This window comes from Paenibacillus sp. 2TAB23 (assembly GCF_052115165.1).
GTDB lineage: Bacteria > Bacillota > Bacilli > Paenibacillales > Paenibacillaceae > Pristimantibacillus.
Window position 1 is genome coordinate 19,989 of sequence record NZ_JBFRGD010000029.1, and the last position, 17,331, is coordinate 37,319.

Annotated in this window: 16 protein-coding genes; all 16 read right to left on the minus strand. The window is 48.6% G+C overall.

The features are described from left to right. Positions 1-2: 2 nt before the first annotated feature. Positions 3-1,538: an ABC transporter ATP-binding protein gene (locus AB4Z29_RS28355; protein WP_441946321.1), complete on the minus strand. Its 1,536-nt coding sequence runs from the start codon at positions 1,536-1,538 to the stop codon at positions 3-5. A gap of 163 nt (positions 1,539-1,701) precedes the next feature. Further along, complete coding sequence (locus tag AB4Z29_RS28360) at positions 1,702-2,757, minus strand: BMP family lipoprotein (protein WP_441946322.1); 1,056 nt, start codon at positions 2,755-2,757, stop codon at positions 1,702-1,704. 348 nt (positions 2,758-3,105) lie between these two features. Beyond that, positions 3,106-5,106 (minus strand): ATP-dependent zinc metalloprotease FtsH, encoded by a 2,001-nt coding sequence (gene ftsH / locus AB4Z29_RS28365; protein ID WP_441946323.1) that lies wholly within the window; start codon positions 5,104-5,106, stop codon positions 3,106-3,108. Positions 5,107-5,204: 98 nt separating this feature from the next. Beyond that, the gene (gene hpt, locus AB4Z29_RS28370) at positions 5,205-5,744 is read right to left on the minus strand and encodes a hypoxanthine phosphoribosyltransferase (RefSeq protein ID WP_441946324.1); all 540 of its coding nucleotides are present in this window, start codon (positions 5,742-5,744) and stop codon (positions 5,205-5,207) included. Positions 5,745-5,795: 51 nt separating this feature from the next. Further along, positions 5,796-7,208, minus strand: a complete 1,413-nt coding sequence (tilS, locus tag AB4Z29_RS28375) for a tRNA lysidine(34) synthetase TilS (protein WP_441946325.1) — start codon at positions 7,206-7,208, stop codon at positions 5,796-5,798. A 32-nt stretch (positions 7,209-7,240) separates the two neighbouring features. Then, the gene (locus tag AB4Z29_RS28380) at positions 7,241-8,164 is read right to left on the minus strand and encodes a protein kinase domain-containing protein (RefSeq protein ID WP_441946326.1); all 924 of its coding nucleotides are present in this window, start codon (positions 8,162-8,164) and stop codon (positions 7,241-7,243) included. After that, positions 8,148-8,873, minus strand: coding sequence for a hypothetical protein (locus AB4Z29_RS28385; RefSeq protein ID WP_441946327.1), 726 nt, complete (start codon positions 8,871-8,873; stop codon positions 8,148-8,150). Before AB4Z29_RS28385 ends, AB4Z29_RS28380 begins: the two co-directional genes overlap by 17 nt. A 566-nt stretch (positions 8,874-9,439) precedes the next feature. Next, positions 9,440-11,932, minus strand: a complete 2,493-nt coding sequence (spoIIE, locus tag AB4Z29_RS28390) for a stage II sporulation protein E (RefSeq protein ID WP_441946328.1) — start codon at positions 11,930-11,932, stop codon at positions 9,440-9,442. A gap of 707 nt (positions 11,933-12,639) precedes the next feature. Continuing rightward, positions 12,640-13,158, minus strand: a complete 519-nt coding sequence (locus AB4Z29_RS28395) for a S1 domain-containing RNA-binding protein (RefSeq protein WP_076271298.1) — start codon at positions 13,156-13,158, stop codon at positions 12,640-12,642. 148 nt (positions 13,159-13,306) lie between these two features. Then, the gene (locus tag AB4Z29_RS28400) at positions 13,307-13,618 is read right to left on the minus strand and encodes an FtsB family cell division protein (protein WP_441946329.1); all 312 of its coding nucleotides are present in this window, start codon (positions 13,616-13,618) and stop codon (positions 13,307-13,309) included. Between the two features lie 8 nt (positions 13,619-13,626). After that, the gene (yabQ, locus tag AB4Z29_RS28405; protein WP_441946330.1) at positions 13,627-14,235 is read right to left on the minus strand and encodes a spore cortex biosynthesis protein YabQ; all 609 of its coding nucleotides are present in this window, start codon (positions 14,233-14,235) and stop codon (positions 13,627-13,629) included. Next, positions 14,232-14,519, minus strand: a complete 288-nt coding sequence (gene yabP / locus AB4Z29_RS28410; RefSeq protein ID WP_183571270.1) for a sporulation protein YabP — start codon at positions 14,517-14,519, stop codon at positions 14,232-14,234. Before yabP ends, yabQ begins: the two co-directional genes overlap by 4 nt. 188 nt (positions 14,520-14,707) lie before the next feature. Then, on the minus strand, positions 14,708-14,863 hold the full coding sequence (locus AB4Z29_RS28415) for a hypothetical protein (RefSeq protein ID WP_441946331.1): 156 nt from the start codon (positions 14,861-14,863) through the stop codon (positions 14,708-14,710). A gap of 227 nt (positions 14,864-15,090) precedes the next feature. Further along, positions 15,091-15,381 carry an RNA-binding S4 domain-containing protein gene (locus AB4Z29_RS28420; protein ID WP_183571266.1) on the minus strand — a complete coding sequence of 97 codons (291 nt, stop codon included), beginning with the start codon at positions 15,379-15,381 and terminating at the stop codon, positions 15,091-15,093. Positions 15,382-15,384: 3 nt separating this feature from the next. After that, the gene (locus tag AB4Z29_RS28425; RefSeq protein ID WP_053373361.1) at positions 15,385-15,657 is read right to left on the minus strand and encodes an HU family DNA-binding protein; all 273 of its coding nucleotides are present in this window, start codon (positions 15,655-15,657) and stop codon (positions 15,385-15,387) included. 173 nt (positions 15,658-15,830) lie between these two features. Beyond that, on the minus strand, positions 15,831-17,321 hold the full coding sequence (gene mazG, locus AB4Z29_RS28430) for a nucleoside triphosphate pyrophosphohydrolase (RefSeq protein ID WP_441946333.1): 1,491 nt from the start codon (positions 17,319-17,321) through the stop codon (positions 15,831-15,833). Positions 17,322-17,331 lie beyond the last annotated feature (10 nt).

The following is a 17,331-nucleotide window of genomic DNA, read 5'->3' on the forward strand; positions in this document are numbered from 1 at the left end:
CGCTATCCCCTCCTTTCCGCAGTTGCCTTGTTGCCAGCCATCATGAGGCCCAGCTGTTGATCGTCTCTCTGCTCTGCGTCTACCTCGCCCATCAGCCTGCCTTCGTACATAACCGCTATGCGGTCAGACAGAGCATAAAGCTCATCAAGCTCAAAAGAGACCAGCAGAATCGCCTTACCCTCGTTCCGGGCTTGTATTAGACGCTTATGAACATATTCAATCGCACCAATATCAAGCCCCCGCGTAGGCTGAACTGCAATTAGCAGATCTGGATCCTTATGCAGCTCCCTTGCGATAATCGCTTTCTGCTGATTGCCTCCAGACAGCGCGCGTGCATGCGTGTGGATGCCGGATGAGCGAACATCAAACTCTTTGACCAGCTTATCCGAGAGCGCATCCATCGCTTTATAGTCAATAAACATTGATTTTCCGAATTCCGGTTCGAAATATGTGTTGAGGATCATGTTCTCGCTGACGCTGAACTCTAGCACGAGACCATGCTTATGCCTGTCCTCAGGGATGTGACCAACGCCTGCAACTGATACGTCACGTGGGGAATAGTTGGTCATATCGCGCCCATTCAGCTTCACAGCGCCTCCATCGGCCTTCCGCATCCCCGTAATCGCATAGATTAGCTCGCTTTGCCCGTTGCCGTCAACGCCTGCAATGCCAAGAATCTCGCCGGCCCGAATCGCGAGGTTGACACCGTTCAATGCGTTTTTGCCTTGCTCGCCCTTCATCTGCAGATTGTCCACCGCAAGAATTACCTCGCCAGGCTCGCGTTTTGTTTTCTTCACTTCAAACGAAACATCACGGCCCACCATAAGCTCAGCAAGCTGCTGCTCATTCGTTTCATCGGTTGTGACGGTCTTGATCACCTTGCCTCGTCTAATAACGGTTACAGAATCCGCAAGAGCCATAACCTCTTTCAGCTTATGCGTAATGATAATAATCGATTTGCCTTCCGCAGCAAGGTTTCGAATGATCTCAATGAGTTCTTCGATTTCCTGCACAGTCAATACGGCAGTCGGTTCATCGAAAATAACGATTTCCGCTCCGCGATACAACGTTTTTAAAATTTCTACGCGCTGCTGCATGCCGACCGTGATATCTTTAATTCGCGCCTGAGGGTCTACCTTCAGACCATAACGTTCAGAAATCGTCCGAACCTTCTCATTTGCAAGCTTATAGTCAATTTTCAACCCTTTGACAGGCTCATTGCCAAGCACAATATTCTCTGCAACCGTGAAAGGTTGTACGAGCTTGAAATGCTGATGCACCATTCCAATACCTAATTCAATAGCTCGCGAAGCACCTTCGATAACCGTCTGATTTCCGTTAATCCAAATCTCGCCTTCGTCAGGCTGATATAAACCGAACAAGATATTCATTAGTGTTGATTTGCCTGCGCCGTTCTCGCCAAGCAAGGCGTGGATTTCACCCTTTTTTAACTCGAAATTGATGGAATCATTGGCTACCAACCCAGGAAACCGTTTCGTTATCCCTTTTAATTGTACTGCCGTTAAGCTCCGGTCCATTCCTTATCATCTCCCCGGTTCTACCGCTATAAAAACATGTAGCGCAAGCACATTATACACATATTTCTTAAAATAAAAAAGAATAAAGACCGGCCGAAGCCGGTCTTGTCTGATGCAATCTGCAAACGAACCTCAAACAAAGGATACCAAGGAATAGCGAAAACTATTCAGTAGGTACTTTGATTTCGCCGCTAACGATTTTTGCTTTGTATTCCGCCACTTTTTCAAGTACATCAGCAGGGACGTTCTTAGAAGATGTATCCGGCAAGCCTACAGCATCATCTTTCAAGCCAAGCTCTTGCGTTGTACCGCCTGCGAAGTTGCCTGCGATTAAGTCCTTTGATACTTTATGAACAGCAGCTTCTACGCCCTTCATCATCGAAGTAAGCGTGATTTCATCGCCGAACTCCAGGGATTGGTCTTTATCTACGCCGATAACCCAAACGGCATCGCCATTGTCTTTACGTGCTTTTGCTTCATTGAATACGCCGTTACCCGTTCCGCCAGCTGCGTGGAAAATAATATCAACGCCGCCATCGTACATTGTAGCTGCAGCCAATTTACCAAGGTCAGGCTTGCCGAAGTCGCCTGTGTAGTCAACTTCAACTTTAGCATCCGGCTTAACAGCAGCAACGCCTGCTTTGAAACCAGCTTCAAACTTTTTGATAACCGGAATTTCCATTCCGCCTACAAAACCGATTTTGTTTGTTTTCGTCATAAGACCCGCAACAACGCCTACCAGGAAGGAGCCTTCGTGCTCAGCAAAAGTAATAGAAGCAACGTTTGGCGCTTCAATTACGCTATCAATAACAGCAAGCTTAGCATCTGGGTTTTCTTTTGCCACTTTGCTTAGCGCATCGTTGAACAAGAAACCGATACCCCAAGTTAGGTTGTAACCATCTTTAACGAAGCTGTTCAGGTTTGGCTCCATATCCGCTTCGCCTTTGCTCTCTAGGAATTTCGTAGCTGCACCCGTTTCGGCTGTTACAGTCTCAAGAGCTTCCCATGCGCTTTGGTTAAAGGATTTGTCATGTACGCCGCCGACATCCGTTACCATACCGATTTTGAAGTCTTTGCCTGTCCCGTCGGACTCTACCTTAGTACCTTCGTTGGTACCTCCGTTTGTTCCGCCCTCATTGTTATTCTTTGCTCCACAAGCCGACAATACAAGTGTCAACGCGATCATCATCACGAGCATAAGACTAAAAGTTTTTTTCATGCGTATTCTCTCCCTTGCTTCTTGTTTTGTTAAAGCTGTGCAACCCCTGTTATACCTTCTTAGTCTTGCTGTTACTGGCCGCTATTATTTCATTATAGTTACAAAAAAATAAACGTCAATGACTTAATGTCAGGTTTTGTGACACAAAATCATCATTTTCAAATCAATGTAACATTTATGTAATACACGGCCAAAAAAATATAAACCTTCACGTTAGCTTTCTTGTTTTCCGCTTGTGGTTTATACCTGTATTATAGGCTAAATCCGAACATTAATAAAGTAAAAAATAGTCGTCCCGCTACTCTTACAAGTAGCAGAACGACTATAGCTAGCCATAACTCCAATACTCTACTCGTTCTTGTCTGGTTCGTCTGTGTTGTCGCGCTTCTCTAAGCTTGGACCTTTCACTTCATCCTGCTCACGAGTTTGGATACGGACCTTAACGTCGCCAATCGTTTCTACAATCGGCTCTGTTGTTGGTTCAACCGTACCTGCTGCTCCATCGGAAGATGATGCCCCATCCAAAGAACCTGTTTCGACTAAACGTTTGATTTGCTCAAGCTCAAGCGTCTCTTCGCTAAGCAGCGTTTGGGCAATCAAATGCATTTCCTTGCTCTTCTCGGACAACAGCTTCTTTGCACGATCATAACAGCCAGTAATAATAGACTGCATTTCTTGATCGATCTCATAAGCAATGGCATCCGAATAGTTCTGCTCATGCCCGATATCGCGGCCGAGGAATACTTGACCTTGCGAGCTGCCGAATTGCATTGGTCCGAGCTTATCGCTCATACCGTACTCCATAATCATTGCGCGTACGATGCTAGTCGCTTGTTTAAAGTCGCTGTAAGCGCCCGTTCCAATCTCTCCAATAAAGAGCTCTTCCGCGACGCGTCCAGCAAGCAAGCCGGTAATTTTATCGAGAAGCTCCTGCTTCGTTACAAGCATACGGTCTTCTTTCGGAAGCATAATGACGTAACCGCCAGCGCGTCCGCGAGGAATAATCGTAACCTTATGAACCATATCCGCATGCTCCAAGAAGAAGCCTGCAATCGTATGTCCCGCTTCATGGTAAGCGACAATTCGTTTCTCACGGTCGCTGACAACACGGCTTTTCTTCTCCGTGCCGACAATGATCCGGTCAATCGCATCGTCAACCTCAACCATCGCGATATCTTTTTTGTTCCGACGCGCAGCAAGCAGCGCCGCTTCATTAAGTAAGTTTTCGAGATCTGCACCGCTAAAGCCAGTTGTGCGCTTCGCAATAACCTCAAGCTTAACATCCTTAGACAGCGGCTTGTTGCGCGCATGTACTTTCAGTACCGCTTCGCGGCCTTTCACATCTGGACGGTCAACTGTAATCTGACGGTCAAAGCGTCCTGGGCGTAGAAGGGCTGGATCGAGAATATCAGGACGGTTCGTTGCCGCAACGATAATAATTCCTTCGTTAGCGCCGAAGCCATCCATCTCAACTAGCAATTGGTTGAGTGTTTGCTCACGCTCATCATGCCCGCCGCCAAGTCCGGCTCCGCGCTGACGACCTACAGCATCAATCTCATCGATAAAAATAATACATGGAGCATTTTTCTTCGCATTCTCGAACAAATCGCGAACACGGGATGCGCCGACACCGACGAACATCTCAACGAAATCAGAACCGGAGATACTGAAGAACGGCACGCCTGCTTCACCGGCTACTGCACGGGCTAGCAAGGTTTTACCTGTACCTGGAGGACCCACAAGCAATACACCCTTAGGTATGCGAGCACCAACCAAGTTGAATTTCCGCGGATCCTTCAAGAAGTCAACCACTTCGACAAGTTCTTGCTTCTCCTCATCAGCACCGGCAACATCATCAAATGTAATCCGTTTCTTCTCGTTATCGTAAAGCCGCGCTTTGCTCTTGCCAAAGTTCATCACTTTGCCGCCGCCGCCCTGCGCTTGATTCATTAAGAAGAAGAACAGGACAAAGATGATAACAAACGGAATAATGGAGGTAAGGAACGTTAGCCAGATGCTAGGTTGATCCATTTCTTTCGTTTCATAAGCAAAGCCGTACTGCTTCGACCATTCAGCTATCTTAGGCTCGGCGCTAATGCCCGTCCTCGATACGAATTGATCGTTTTCAGCATCTGCAGGCTTCACTTTATATTTACCGGAAACAAAATAAGATTGGTTCTCGTACTTAAGACTTAACTCTTTAACATTTCCTGATTCAATTGCATTTACGAGTTCATCGTATCGCAATCCAACGGTCGTGTTATTTTGGCTGCTGATAAATTGAAAAATCCCAACGGTCACCAAAAATATAATTAAATAAAAACCAGTATTACGGATGATCCGATTCATCCCCAACCTCCTCTCAGACGCTTAAAATATTTTACCATATCATGACTTTCCATAACAATAGAGGTGTACGGAGAAGGGCATGTACGGGTGAATCGCAACTATTTCTCATAAACCTGCGGCTTCAAAATGCCGATATAAGGGAGATTGCGGTACTTTTCCGCGAAATCCAAACCGTAGCCGACAACAAACTCGTCAGGCAGCGTAAATCCCTTGTAGTCAGCCTCAAGCTCCACGGTGCGGCGAGCTGGCTTATCGAACAAGGTTACAACCGTAACCGACTTCGCGTTACGACGCTCCAGAACATCAATGAGGTAGCTTAGCGTTAGCCCGCTATCGATAATATCCTCAACAATAAGAACATCGCGGCCTTCGACCGAGACGTCCAAATCCTTGATGATCTTCACAACCCCGGATGATTTGGTTGATTGTCCATAGCTGGATACAGCCATGAAATCAATTTCGAGCGGCACTGTAATTTCTTTAACCAAATCGGCCATGAAAATAAACGCGCCTTTCAAAACACAAATAACGAGCGGGTTACGCCCATTGAAATCTTTGCTTAGCGTTTCGCCAAGCTCCTTCACCTTATCACCGATTTGCTGCGCATCGTACAATACTTCTTGAATATCGTTCTGCAAAGTAGAAATCCCCCTACGCCTTAACTATGTTTATGAGTGTACCAGTGCTTCTTATTCGTTTCGCGCCTTTATGAATAACACGTCCTTGGTGTGCTCGTTCGTAAGCGCGTGACTTGATCTGCGGATGCCGGGTATCCAGAGCAATTTCCCTGCCGCGTCGAACAACAGCGGATAAAGCTCCCGCTTCAACGGTGCAATCTTCTCGTCAACGAACATATCTTGCACTTTTTTCGAACCATTTAATCCTAAAACTTGAATTCTGTCGCCCGGCCGTCGATTTCGAACGACGAGCGGATAAATTAACTCCGAAGCATCAAAGCAGGCCTCGTAGCGTGATACGGGCTTGCAGCTGTCGCTCGCGGACGCTCGGATAAACTCAAACGTCCAGCCGCTCGGTATAACCGCAAGGCTATTCTCATCCCAACCCGCTTCATGCCAGTAGTCGCTTGCCTCTCCTGACGAAAGCTGAGATTCGCTAATGAAGCGCATCCCATCGTACTCGCGAACACAGCGAATACCGGCGCCAGCATCCGTACGCCAGGTTGCCGGCGCATGCGCGGAAGCGGCTAACCGCATCGTCTCAATCTGCTCGAAGGATATCTTTTCCGTTTCCTTAGAAAGATAACTTAATATTAGTTTAATCAATCTCCTTTGTAAAGCGACGTGGAGACCGCGCAAATCGAGGCAGCTAATCGCGCATTCATTGGGGGATAACGTTACGAGCTGCGCAAATAATGCATCGGTTTGTTTCTCCATCCAATCATCTTCCGCACCCGCCACTTCTGCAAGCCGCTGAAGCGATTGGGAGAGCTGCGGATTATGTCTGGACAGATAAGGCAAAATATCTAGCCGAATGATATTTCGGAAATAATAGCGTTCCTTGTTGCTGCTATCCGTACAGTAAGGAATATGATGCTCTTCGCAGTAACGCAGAAGGTCTGACTTGTTCATACGAAGCAGCGGACGAATAAGTTCCACGTTTTTTTCTCTTCTTTTTAGAGACATTCCGGCAAGTCCTGTTAAACCTGCTCCCCTGACTATTCGCATCAGCACCGTCTCGGCTTGATCATCCGCATGATGTGCAAGCGCGATGCGCGAGGCTTGATACCGTTCGGCAATTTGATGCAGGAATGCATATCGCCGCTCGCGCGAGGCAGCTTGCCCGTTCATGCGTGTTTCTTCTATATAAGCCGGCATATCAAGCGTAACCGACTCAAATACGACGCCAAGCTGCTCCGCAAAGGATTGAACGACCTTCATCTCATGCGCGGATTCCTCCACACGAAAGCCGTGATTAACGTGTGCAGCAATAACGGTAATCGCACTTCTTTTAGCGATAGAAGAGAGCATATGCAAAAGCGCCATGGAGTCCGGACCGCCGGATACGGCAACAACGATGACATCACCAGGAGACCATAACCCCCGATCCTCCGCTTCCTTCTCCAGTTCCCTCTGCAAATTCATTGTAATACCTCACCTTCATTTCCAAGCTGCCGCTACATCAAATTACGCAGCAGCCAATATACCGATATTCCTAGCAGCACGGCAGAAGCGGCTGCAAGCCCTTTTAGCCAGAAAGGCGTCGAGGATGTCCTATGGGTGTCACGCCTATGCATCAACAACCGCCAAGCTGCAGCAGCATCGCCCGCATCTGCGAATTGCCCATCGAACGCCTTTCGCAGCCAGCCTGCAACTGGCTTCAAAGCCAGACTGCTTTCGACGATCTGCATAAGCTCGCTGGCTGATCGATTCTGCGGCAATAGTTCTACCGTTAAGTGCTGCAGCCGTTTAGGCTCATGCAGCTGTATGCACAACACCGCGAATGAAAATAGATCATACTGCGCGTCTGCAGAGCGTGAGCCGCCGTTCCAATAGCCTCGGTCATAGATCTCTGTAAACTGCCGGATGCTCTTGCCTATCGCCGTCACGCCTCCATAATCCACGAGCTCGACATGTCCATAATCGGCTACCAGCACATTCTCCACCTTCAAATCGCCAAATACCCAGCCTGCCTGATGCAGCTTAGCCAGCTTCCCTAGCAAATTAAGGCCTACCAGCGGAAACCATTCTGCGCCCTGCCGCTTCAAGAAGTCGTCAGCTTTGGATCCCAGCACGTAACGCATCACATAAAAAGGATATTCTCTGCCATCCGGCCCATATAAATCGTCCACGTCAAATAAATAGGACTCTTGCCCTTGCGGCTTCTGCTTGGCAATAGATTGCAGCACATTAACTTCAGATTGAAGATCAAGCGCATCGATGCCAAGCTTCATCGCATACCAGCTGCGGTCGCGCTGTACGAGATATACTTTACCGTTTGCGCCCTCACCAAGCAACCTCTCCACCCGGTATCTCCCTTGCTTCCACTTGCCGGTCACCATCATCCCGCGGCGAAGGTCAACCTTAAACGACGTAGTCACTCATCATCCCATCCGTTTCATCTCTGCTCTGTCTACCATAATCGCCCTTGCGATAAAAATCAACAATATGCATAATCGCAGGACCTGTAGGCGTCGTTCCGCCCATCTGCAATTTCGGAAAGATGGCATGCACGCCATTCAGGTGACTCGTCCAATCGAGGTCCAATATGCAGTCGTCGCCATGCCTGGATCCAGGGAAATGAAAAACTGATATTTCGCTTTTCCCTTGCCTTGCTTGAAGACTCAGCATCAAGTCATGGATAGCATCCTCTACTGCCGCGAGCTTCGGCTTCATGCTGGCGCTGGCATCGATCAGCAAAGCCACTTGGAGCCTCGATGTCTCACCAAGCTCATCAATAACGCGCACGACTTCGCCGCGTTTCTCCGGCGGCAGCGCCTCAATCGACGCGTTCCCCAGCACCTGCTTCAATTCCTTCTGCACCGCGAGTTGAATCGTCTGCACCACGGTCTTGCGCGTCATCATCTGCACGGTCTGAGACAGCTGACGCATGTTAACCATTCTGCTGAGCCCGCCGCCTGCCCGCGCAATCTCGTCAATCTCTGCAGCACCGAGCTCACCTACGTCCCCGTGATCAAGCACGCCGACCACATTAACGGATATTCCCTCCGATTGTGCATGCGCGGCTGCCACTACCGGACTTAGTCCTACATTCGAGCAGCCATCCGTAATTAACAATATTTGTTTCATTATCGTTTACCCTCCCCAAGTGTTTGAGAATCAAACACTGCATCGTAAGCATAAGCTTCGCGTTTGAGAATCAAACACAGCATCTTAAGCCATAAGCTTCGCGTTTGAGAAAACACAGCATCTTAAGCCATAAGCTTCGCGTTTGAGAATCAAACACTGCTTCGTAAGCACAGGCTCCGCCTCAGCCTTTCTATTAGCTTTGCCTTTTTTGAGAGGGATAAACAGCTAGACTAGCAAAAGATCGATAATCTTCCTTTAAATCAGCAATTGCTGCTCATCATATATGTATGTTCCCTATATCTTTCATCGGTTTATCCTTTATGTAAGCTAAATAGTAGCATAGACCCTGTTTCATCGAATCGCCACCGTGGTAAAGAGCAATAGAGGCATCAGCCTCAACCTTCACTTTCTCCATTCATCGATTCAACAAATAAAAAGCCTAATGGCCGCCAGCCGTAAATAAGCCGACGAACAAAAGGCTTGATCCTTTCTGTGGTCATCTGAAAGCGCACACCAGCTCACCGTTCAAGTGCCGCCTATATTTCGCACAGTCCTCTACAAAACCGTCAGCTCACCGTCCTTGGCCGCTCCATGCGTGTCACGCCGGGAAAGCGGAACGACGCCCACTCTGGCAAATGCTTATCAATACGGGCCACAAGCACAGTCATATCGTCAACAATTTCCCCATTATGGTGGCGTACCACCTTCTCGAGCAGCGCGTCTGCCATTTCTTGAGGATCATCCGTTGCCAGCTCGCTTATGATTCGTTTCATCCAAAGCTCCTTATTGACCGCTAACCCCGGCGCATCATATATTCCGTCGCTCATCATGACAAGCGTATCTCCTGACTGCATTTGCATGGATACGAAATCAACGTCAATATCTTGAAGAATGCCGATAGGCAGGTTGTTGGCCGTAATAGGAATAACCTCATTTCCTCGTTTGATAAAACTTGGCGTAGAGCCTATCTTCATAAACGTCGTTTGTGCCGTGTACAAATCTACGATCGCCAAATCAACGGTAGCAAATACTTCATCGGATGATCGAAGCAGCAATACCGAATTCACGGATTTCACCGCAAGCTTCTCATCCATGCCCGACTGTAGCAGCTGCTGTAGAATAGACAGCGCCGCACTGCTCTCCTGCCTTGCCCGCTCGCCATTCCCCATCCCATCGCTAATTGCCACTGCGAATTTTCCATTGCCCAGCTCAACCATACTGAAGCTGTCCCCTGACAGCAAATCTCCTCCCTTGGCAGCCCCGGCGATACCCGTCTCAACCTCATACTGCTTGGCCGATCCGAAAGCCACCAATGTAGGCTCACCGTTCCTCGATGGCGGAATCTCTGACTTTACCGCTATATGCTCGCCTAATATATCACTCAGCAGCGGCGCGATGATTTTGCGGCATTCATCATAGCCCTGTCCGAATGAATGATACACCTCGATATCTACATTTCCCTCCTCTAAGCTTACGATATCGATGCCTTGAACCGATAACCCCAGTCCTTCCACCGCCTCACGAATTTGCTCCTCCTGCAAATGCAGCGTCTGCCCCTCCCGTTTAATTTCCTTCGCCAAATCCTCCATAACCTGCGATACCCCCTGCAGCTGATCAGCTACAAGTCCGCGCGAGTCGAATATTTGCTTCTTCCAGTGCATATTATTTTGATATAGCTCGTACTGCTGGCTCATATCAATAAGCACCTGTGAGGCTTTCACGCAATGTGCAGACCAAGCTCTAGGCATTTCCTTGGCAGATGGAACTCGGTCCTCCTCCACAACCGTCATCATATCCGTCATCATTTTGTACGTATGAAAGAACTTGTCCTCCCAACAAGCGTTTTGCCGATGGCAGCTTGCACAGCTTCGTTCCGCAACCGCATTCATAAAATGCCCGATCTCTTCCTCTTTGTTTAACGTTGTTGCGCTGCTATTAAGCTGGCCAAAGCTTCGAGCTAGCTGCTTGAACACCTCCGAATATTGCGACACGCGATCTGCCGTTACTTCACGCACTCGCTTCGCGTAATCATGCTGCGACTTTGCATGCTCATTCGTGCCCGGAACGTAACGGGAAATCGTTCGAATCATGCTTCGCGGCGTCATCATAAGCAGCGTAGCAGCTGCTACCGATTCCCAGGTCGAGCTCATAACATCGGCCTGACTTCCTACATATATGGATAAAATTGATGTGCCAAGCAACATTCCGAAAGCCGCCGCCATTTTGCCGCCGTCACGCAGCAGGCCAGCCAGCAATCCCGCAAATGCGAGTAAGCTCATTTGAACGACTGCACCAAAGTCAGCCAAGCTTAGAATAAGTCCTGCAACCACACCAACCGAAGCGCCAAGCGGTGCTCCTCCCGCCAAGGCAAACAGAAGCAGCATATAACGCGACATTACATGTTCTGCCGACAATCCGTAGAACACCCACCCAACTGCCCCCGTCATGACAGAGGCGAGCAAAATCATCAAGCATATGATCTCTTCGTTTTTGAGTGAGGCAGATTTCTTTGTCATCGTCAGAACGGGAATCGCTTGAATGAACACCAACGTAAGCACGAAACCAAGAGCAGCTTCTACCACAACGAGCATGAAATTATACCAGCTCAGCTCGTCCCCAATAAAGACGCTAAACATCTGCACCAATATCGTTGATGCGAAAACCAATATTGGCGCCGAAGAAAGCTCCGCCCTCTCATAAGCCTCAAGCCCCTTCAGGAATAGAAACAGCACCGCGATTTCCATTGCAATCCACATAGGCGCCGGATCAGCCGCCAGCCAGCTGCCTGCCACAAGAGAGATGGCTACCCATGGGTAAATATCTCGCCTCATGAAATAAATGACTGCAAAGTATGCAATAGCGAACGGCATCAGCGATTCAAGAATAACCGCTCTTCCAAGTAAAAAAGCTACACCAACGAGTAAAAATGTCCACTTCTTGGCCAAAATGACTTGAATGAACCGGCGTGCAGCCGCCCACTCCCGCCCTTTCTGCATCATCGCACTAGCTAATCCAGTCCGTTTCACACCGGGAAGCACAACCGCGTTTTCCTTTTCCATGAGCAGACACCACCATTTCCGAATGTAATGTGTTTTTCATTATAGGAGGTTGTCCGCATGAAGTTTGTCAGTTAACGTAACACATCAAAAAGTTTTTTCCGACAAAAATAATCGGCTCCGCGGCGCATGCCTACAGGCTGCCAAACATACGCCCCGTATACGATTGCCGAGTCTCGTCCATATCCTCCTTGCTAGTATGAGCCAACAAATTCTGTGTCGACTGCTTTCCATATAGTGGCGAAAGGACGTTGTATCGTGTCGGGAATGAAGGAGGATGAGAGAAAAGTATTTTTTTCAAGCGAAACGATAAAGTTTAAACGACACTGACCGTGCAAAAACGTAGCAAATACAAGCAATCACGTTCTATATACACGCTTTTTGCCCCGCTTCGACAGCATTCAGTAAGCGCTTTCTTATTGGATCAAGCATATATATATGCCTAATGAACCAAGCATAAATGGCTGAAGCCGTCCTCTGGCGGCTACGCTTACGTTTCGCGTAGACATATAGAGAAAGTATGGTGAAATGATATACTTTCCTATATTTCAAGAAGAAACAGCTTCGCCGTCCTCTGCAAGAGGAGGGTGTCCGTTCCTCGTAGAAATAGAAGCATACCTTATCGCGTGAAACATATAAAAGTCTTATGAATGCAAAAAAAGCAGAACCGGTTAGGTTCTGCTCCATGTATAGTGTTATGACGATTCAGCTTATACTCGCTTGGCACCGCGTCCGCCGCGTTTGCCCTCCGTATTCTTCTTCAAAGAGGAGATGCGTTCTTCGCTATCTTTCAGGAACCGTGACACTTTATCCTCGAATGACGGTTTACCGTATGCCGGTCTGCCAGCCGATTGCTTGTTGAAGGGACGTCCGCCGCCACCGCCACCACCGCCGCGATTGAAACGTTCACCACCACCACCACTACCGCCAGTGCTTCCACCGCCGCCTCCGCTATGACGCTCGCGTTGTTGTGGCGCTGGTTGGCCTTCTGGCCGGTCAATGGCTTGCTTAATGGAAAGTCCGATCTTTCCGTCTTTGTCCACGTTGATCACTTTTACTTTCACGACATCGTCGATTTTCAGGTGATCCTTCACGTCTTTGACGTAATTATCAGCAATTTCCGAAATGTGAACAAGACCCGTGACACCTCCCGACAAGTCGACAAATGCCCCAAAATGCGTAATGCCTGTCACTTTTCCTTCTAACTTAGCGCCCACTTCAATTGCCATAAAATAAAATGTTCCTCCCTAAAAGTTATGCGAAGCAAAACTGAGTTCATAAGCATATGCTAAAAGTTTTGCGAAAACGCTATTAACGTGATTATAACCGAACCGTTCAAGTAAGGTCAACAGACGTTCACCCGATTCGGAGCCCTATTTAGTCACTAAAAATTTGCTGTACGCCCTTCTTAACCATGCCTTGCTCTTTGGTTGCTAGCTGTTCAATATATTCTGGGTCGTTTAATCGTTCAACTTGACGTTTGAGCGCTTCGGTTTCTTGCACCGATGCATCAATCTGGCTCTGAACTGCGTTTAGCTTGATGCCGGTAGCATTCTTCTGCTGCATCTGGCCAAAGATCGTATACGCCGCCCAGCCCATAAATAGCACGATGAACATCATCCAAAGCTTAAACCGGCGTTTCGTGCCAGCATTCCCTGGCATCTTAGTATCTGCTGTTGCTGCTGCCATGAGCGGTGTTACCTCCTAAACCATTTGCTCCACAATCGAGCGATTTGTTGTCCCATTCTGCTGGCCTTCTCGCTCAGCTGCCATTTGGATGCATAGCGCGACAGCCAGCGGCCAAGCGGCCTTGTGGCTGGTCCTGCCATCCAAACAAACAATTTCCAAAATGGACGGACTAATTGTATCACAATTTTCAAGATGAAAATAGTGAGCGCAGACCCAAACGCAAAAATAACCATCAGCACTTTGTAGAGCAGCAGCAAAGGCTTTACGACAAGAATATCCAAACATTTGAGAATAAATCCGATTAGCTTTCTCACCGCTCCAATCATCCATTTCACGATTGCAATGACGAGTCTGCTAAGCAGAAAATAATAGATGACGATGCCAATAGCCAGTCCGATAAAAACGTACGCCCGCACCTCGCCATTGTTGCTGGCGTACAATACCCGAAAGACAATTAGCCCCGCTGCAATCCAATAGATGACGTCAAGCACCGGGAGCCACCAACGCGGGAACCGCAGCTCATTCGTTACGACCCGATAGCCGTCGAATACCGTTCCCATGCCAAGACCCGACAGCAGCATGACAGCCATCGTCAACCACTGCATACTAAGCGTCACTTAAATAGCTTCCCGAACAATCCCTTGGATTTGGATGAGGCATTGCTGCCATCCATATAGGCGAGCGAATGGACAAGCCCCTCAATTGCTACCATTCCCTGTTCGAGGCTGAGATGCTTCATATGCAAATTTTGGCCCTTTACCGCCAGGAAGCCAAGCTCTGTCTCAAGTAAAAACTCTTCGCTGTCGAAGCTCTCTACGTTCACGACGCCCGTTAGCTCCAGCAGTTTTCGATTAAGCATTTTGACTTCCTGACGCTTCTGCCCCTTGCCTTGGTCAACCATAGACTCGTCCTCCGCTTCCTTAACATGTCTAGGCGCAAACGGCTGCCAGCAGGCCTGAAACGGCGCGGCATGCGGTTTGCGTTGAATATAAGAGAGGGGCAAGCACAAAGCTTAACCTGCCTTATATGTTAAGACTAGCTTATGGGGCGGTGACGGGAATTAGAACTTAGCTCTCTTGAATGATAGCATCATCCGGCTGATCGTCTCTCTTTGTCTTCACTTGCAGGAAGACTATCGATTAACAATAGAGGCAGCGCATTTTTGAAAAACAATGAAATGGCATGGCCGATCAAAGAAAAACCCTTCCGCCGATACTCAGGAATGGGGAGCTGCAAAGCCTTCATGAAAAAGTCCTCCGAATAAGTAAACCGAATCGAAACGATTGAAACGCAAAAAAGAAGATAACTAGAAAATAAGTTCTACGTTCAAGCGTAAACGGCTGAAGCCGTCCTCTGGTGGCTAAGCTTACGTTTCGCGTAGAAATATAGAGAAAGCCGGCAAAATAATATATTTTCCTATATTTCAAAAAAAAGGCTGCCTACAAGTATTATGCTTGTAGGCAGCCTCGATGTTATTGCGGTTTCTCCCAGTCGAGCGTGTTCTCGCGCTGGCGTTGCTCTTCTTTCACCAAGGTATACAGCTCTCCGGCTTCATCCTTACGGGTCGTCTCCGCTGTGCGTTCGATACGCACGGTGACGATTTTCTGGCCGTATTGGATTTGGAGCTCATCCCCTGCTTTCACGGCACTGCTCGCTTTCGCTTCGCGGCCGTTGATCCATACGCGTCCTTGCTCGGAAACATCCTTTGCAACGGTACGGCGTTTGATCAGCCGGGATACCTTAAGAAATTTATCTAATCGCATAGATTATTGAATAGCTTCTTTCAACTTGTTGCCTGCTTTGAATGCAGGAACTTTTGCTTCCGAAATTTCGATTGGAGCGCCTGTTTGCGGGTTGCGGCCAGTGCGTCCAGCACGTTTGCGAGTTTCGAAAGTACCGAAGCCGATCAATTGTACTTTGTCTCCGCCTGCAAGTGCATCGGTTACTTCGCCCAAGAAGCCGTTAAGTACTGCTTCAACGTCACGTTTAGTCAAACCGCTTTTTTCTGCAATGTTGTTGATCAAGTCTGTTTTGTTCATTATAAAATCCTCCTAATTGTTTACCATTATTTGTGGTCGACGCTTGTGGCGCCGCCGTTGCTTCCAATTTTTACTCTCACGAAGAATACTTATTCTGCCTACCTGCAAATAAATCCTGCCGCTGCTTGAAATTTTTTTGCGAATGGTGCCGAAAAAAGGCGATTCATGAGAAATCAAAACGATGATTGGCGCTTTGCCTCTTCCCATAAGCGATCCATTTCTGTTAAATCAGTCTGGTCAAAATGCTTGCCGCTTATACGAAGCTGCTCCTCAATATACGCAAATCTGCTGCGGAATTTTTTGTTCGTACGCGCAAGCGCCTCTTCGGGATCGGCATGAATGAAGCGCGAGGCGTTGACAACCGCAAACAGCAAGTCGCCAAGCTCCGAGGCCTGCTCTTCTTCTGTCTGTGATGCTATCGCTTCGCGAAGCTCGGCAAGCTCCTCTTCAATCTTCCCGAGAACAGGACCAATCTCATCCCAATCGAAGCCTACCTTGGCTGCTTTCTTCTGAAGCTTATAGGCTTTCATCAAAGAAGGCAAGTCAGGCGGGATACCGTCGAGTACCGATTTGCGGTTCGCATCGGTTCCTTTCAGGCGTTTCTCCTCGGCCTTCATTTGTTCCCAGTTCGCCAGCGCTTCTTGCGAATTACTGGCCCCTTGCTCTCCAAAAACATGCGGATGGCGGAAAATAAGCTTCTCGTTAAGTGATTGTATCACATCATAGACAGAAAATGCGCCCGTCTCTTCTTCCATCTGGCTGTGAAGCATCACTTGGAGAATAACATCGCCGAATTCCTCCTGCATGCCGTCCGGGTCATCATTGTCGATGGCTTCAAGCGCTTCGTACAGCTCTTCGATGAAATTTTTGCGAATAGATTGATGCGTCTGCTCCATATCCCACGGACAGCCTTCCGGACTGCGCAGAATAGACACGATCTCATGCAGCCGCTCAAAAGAACGATTGCGCAGCGACGCGTCCTCTGAGCGCGGTACCCAAATCAGAGACAGATTGCCGTAGCCCGGCGTGCGATCAAGCTCATATAGCGGCACGCGAACAATTTGCTGCTCGGCAGGCACGCCCAAAGCATGTCCGACGACGACTTCGTAATCATCTGGATATCGCTCCATCAGTGCAAGCTTTACATCCGATGCCGTGTACGTATCATACACCTGGCCGATCAGCGTGTGAAGCTGCGGCCGAAGAAGCGAGGGCTGAAGCTCAGCCGCATCAAGCAGCGCGAAGCCTTCGATAGGATCCATGCCAAGGCTGACAAATGCTTGGTCAAGGAAGCTCTCGCCGCCGATAATCCGCAGCTCGATGCCGGCAGCAGGGCATTGCTCGCGGAGCAGCTGAACCGTCCGTTCGGCAACCATGGGGTGGCCTGGCACGCCGTAAATAATGCCTTCTTCGCTGCTTTTGGCTTCCGTAATCAGCCTCTCTGCGATAGCCTTGTACACGTCCGGAAAAGAATCATGCTGCTCGTAAAGCGAGTCAAACGACGTATACGAAATATCATTCTCTTGGAGCAAAGACATGGCGGGATGCTGCTCCGTGCGTACGAAAACACGCTCCGCAGCAAGCAATCTGCGCCAAACGCCAAGCGTCAATTGATCCGGGTCGCCTGAACCAAGTCCGACAACCGTAAGCTGTGCACTTGCCATCCTTCGACAG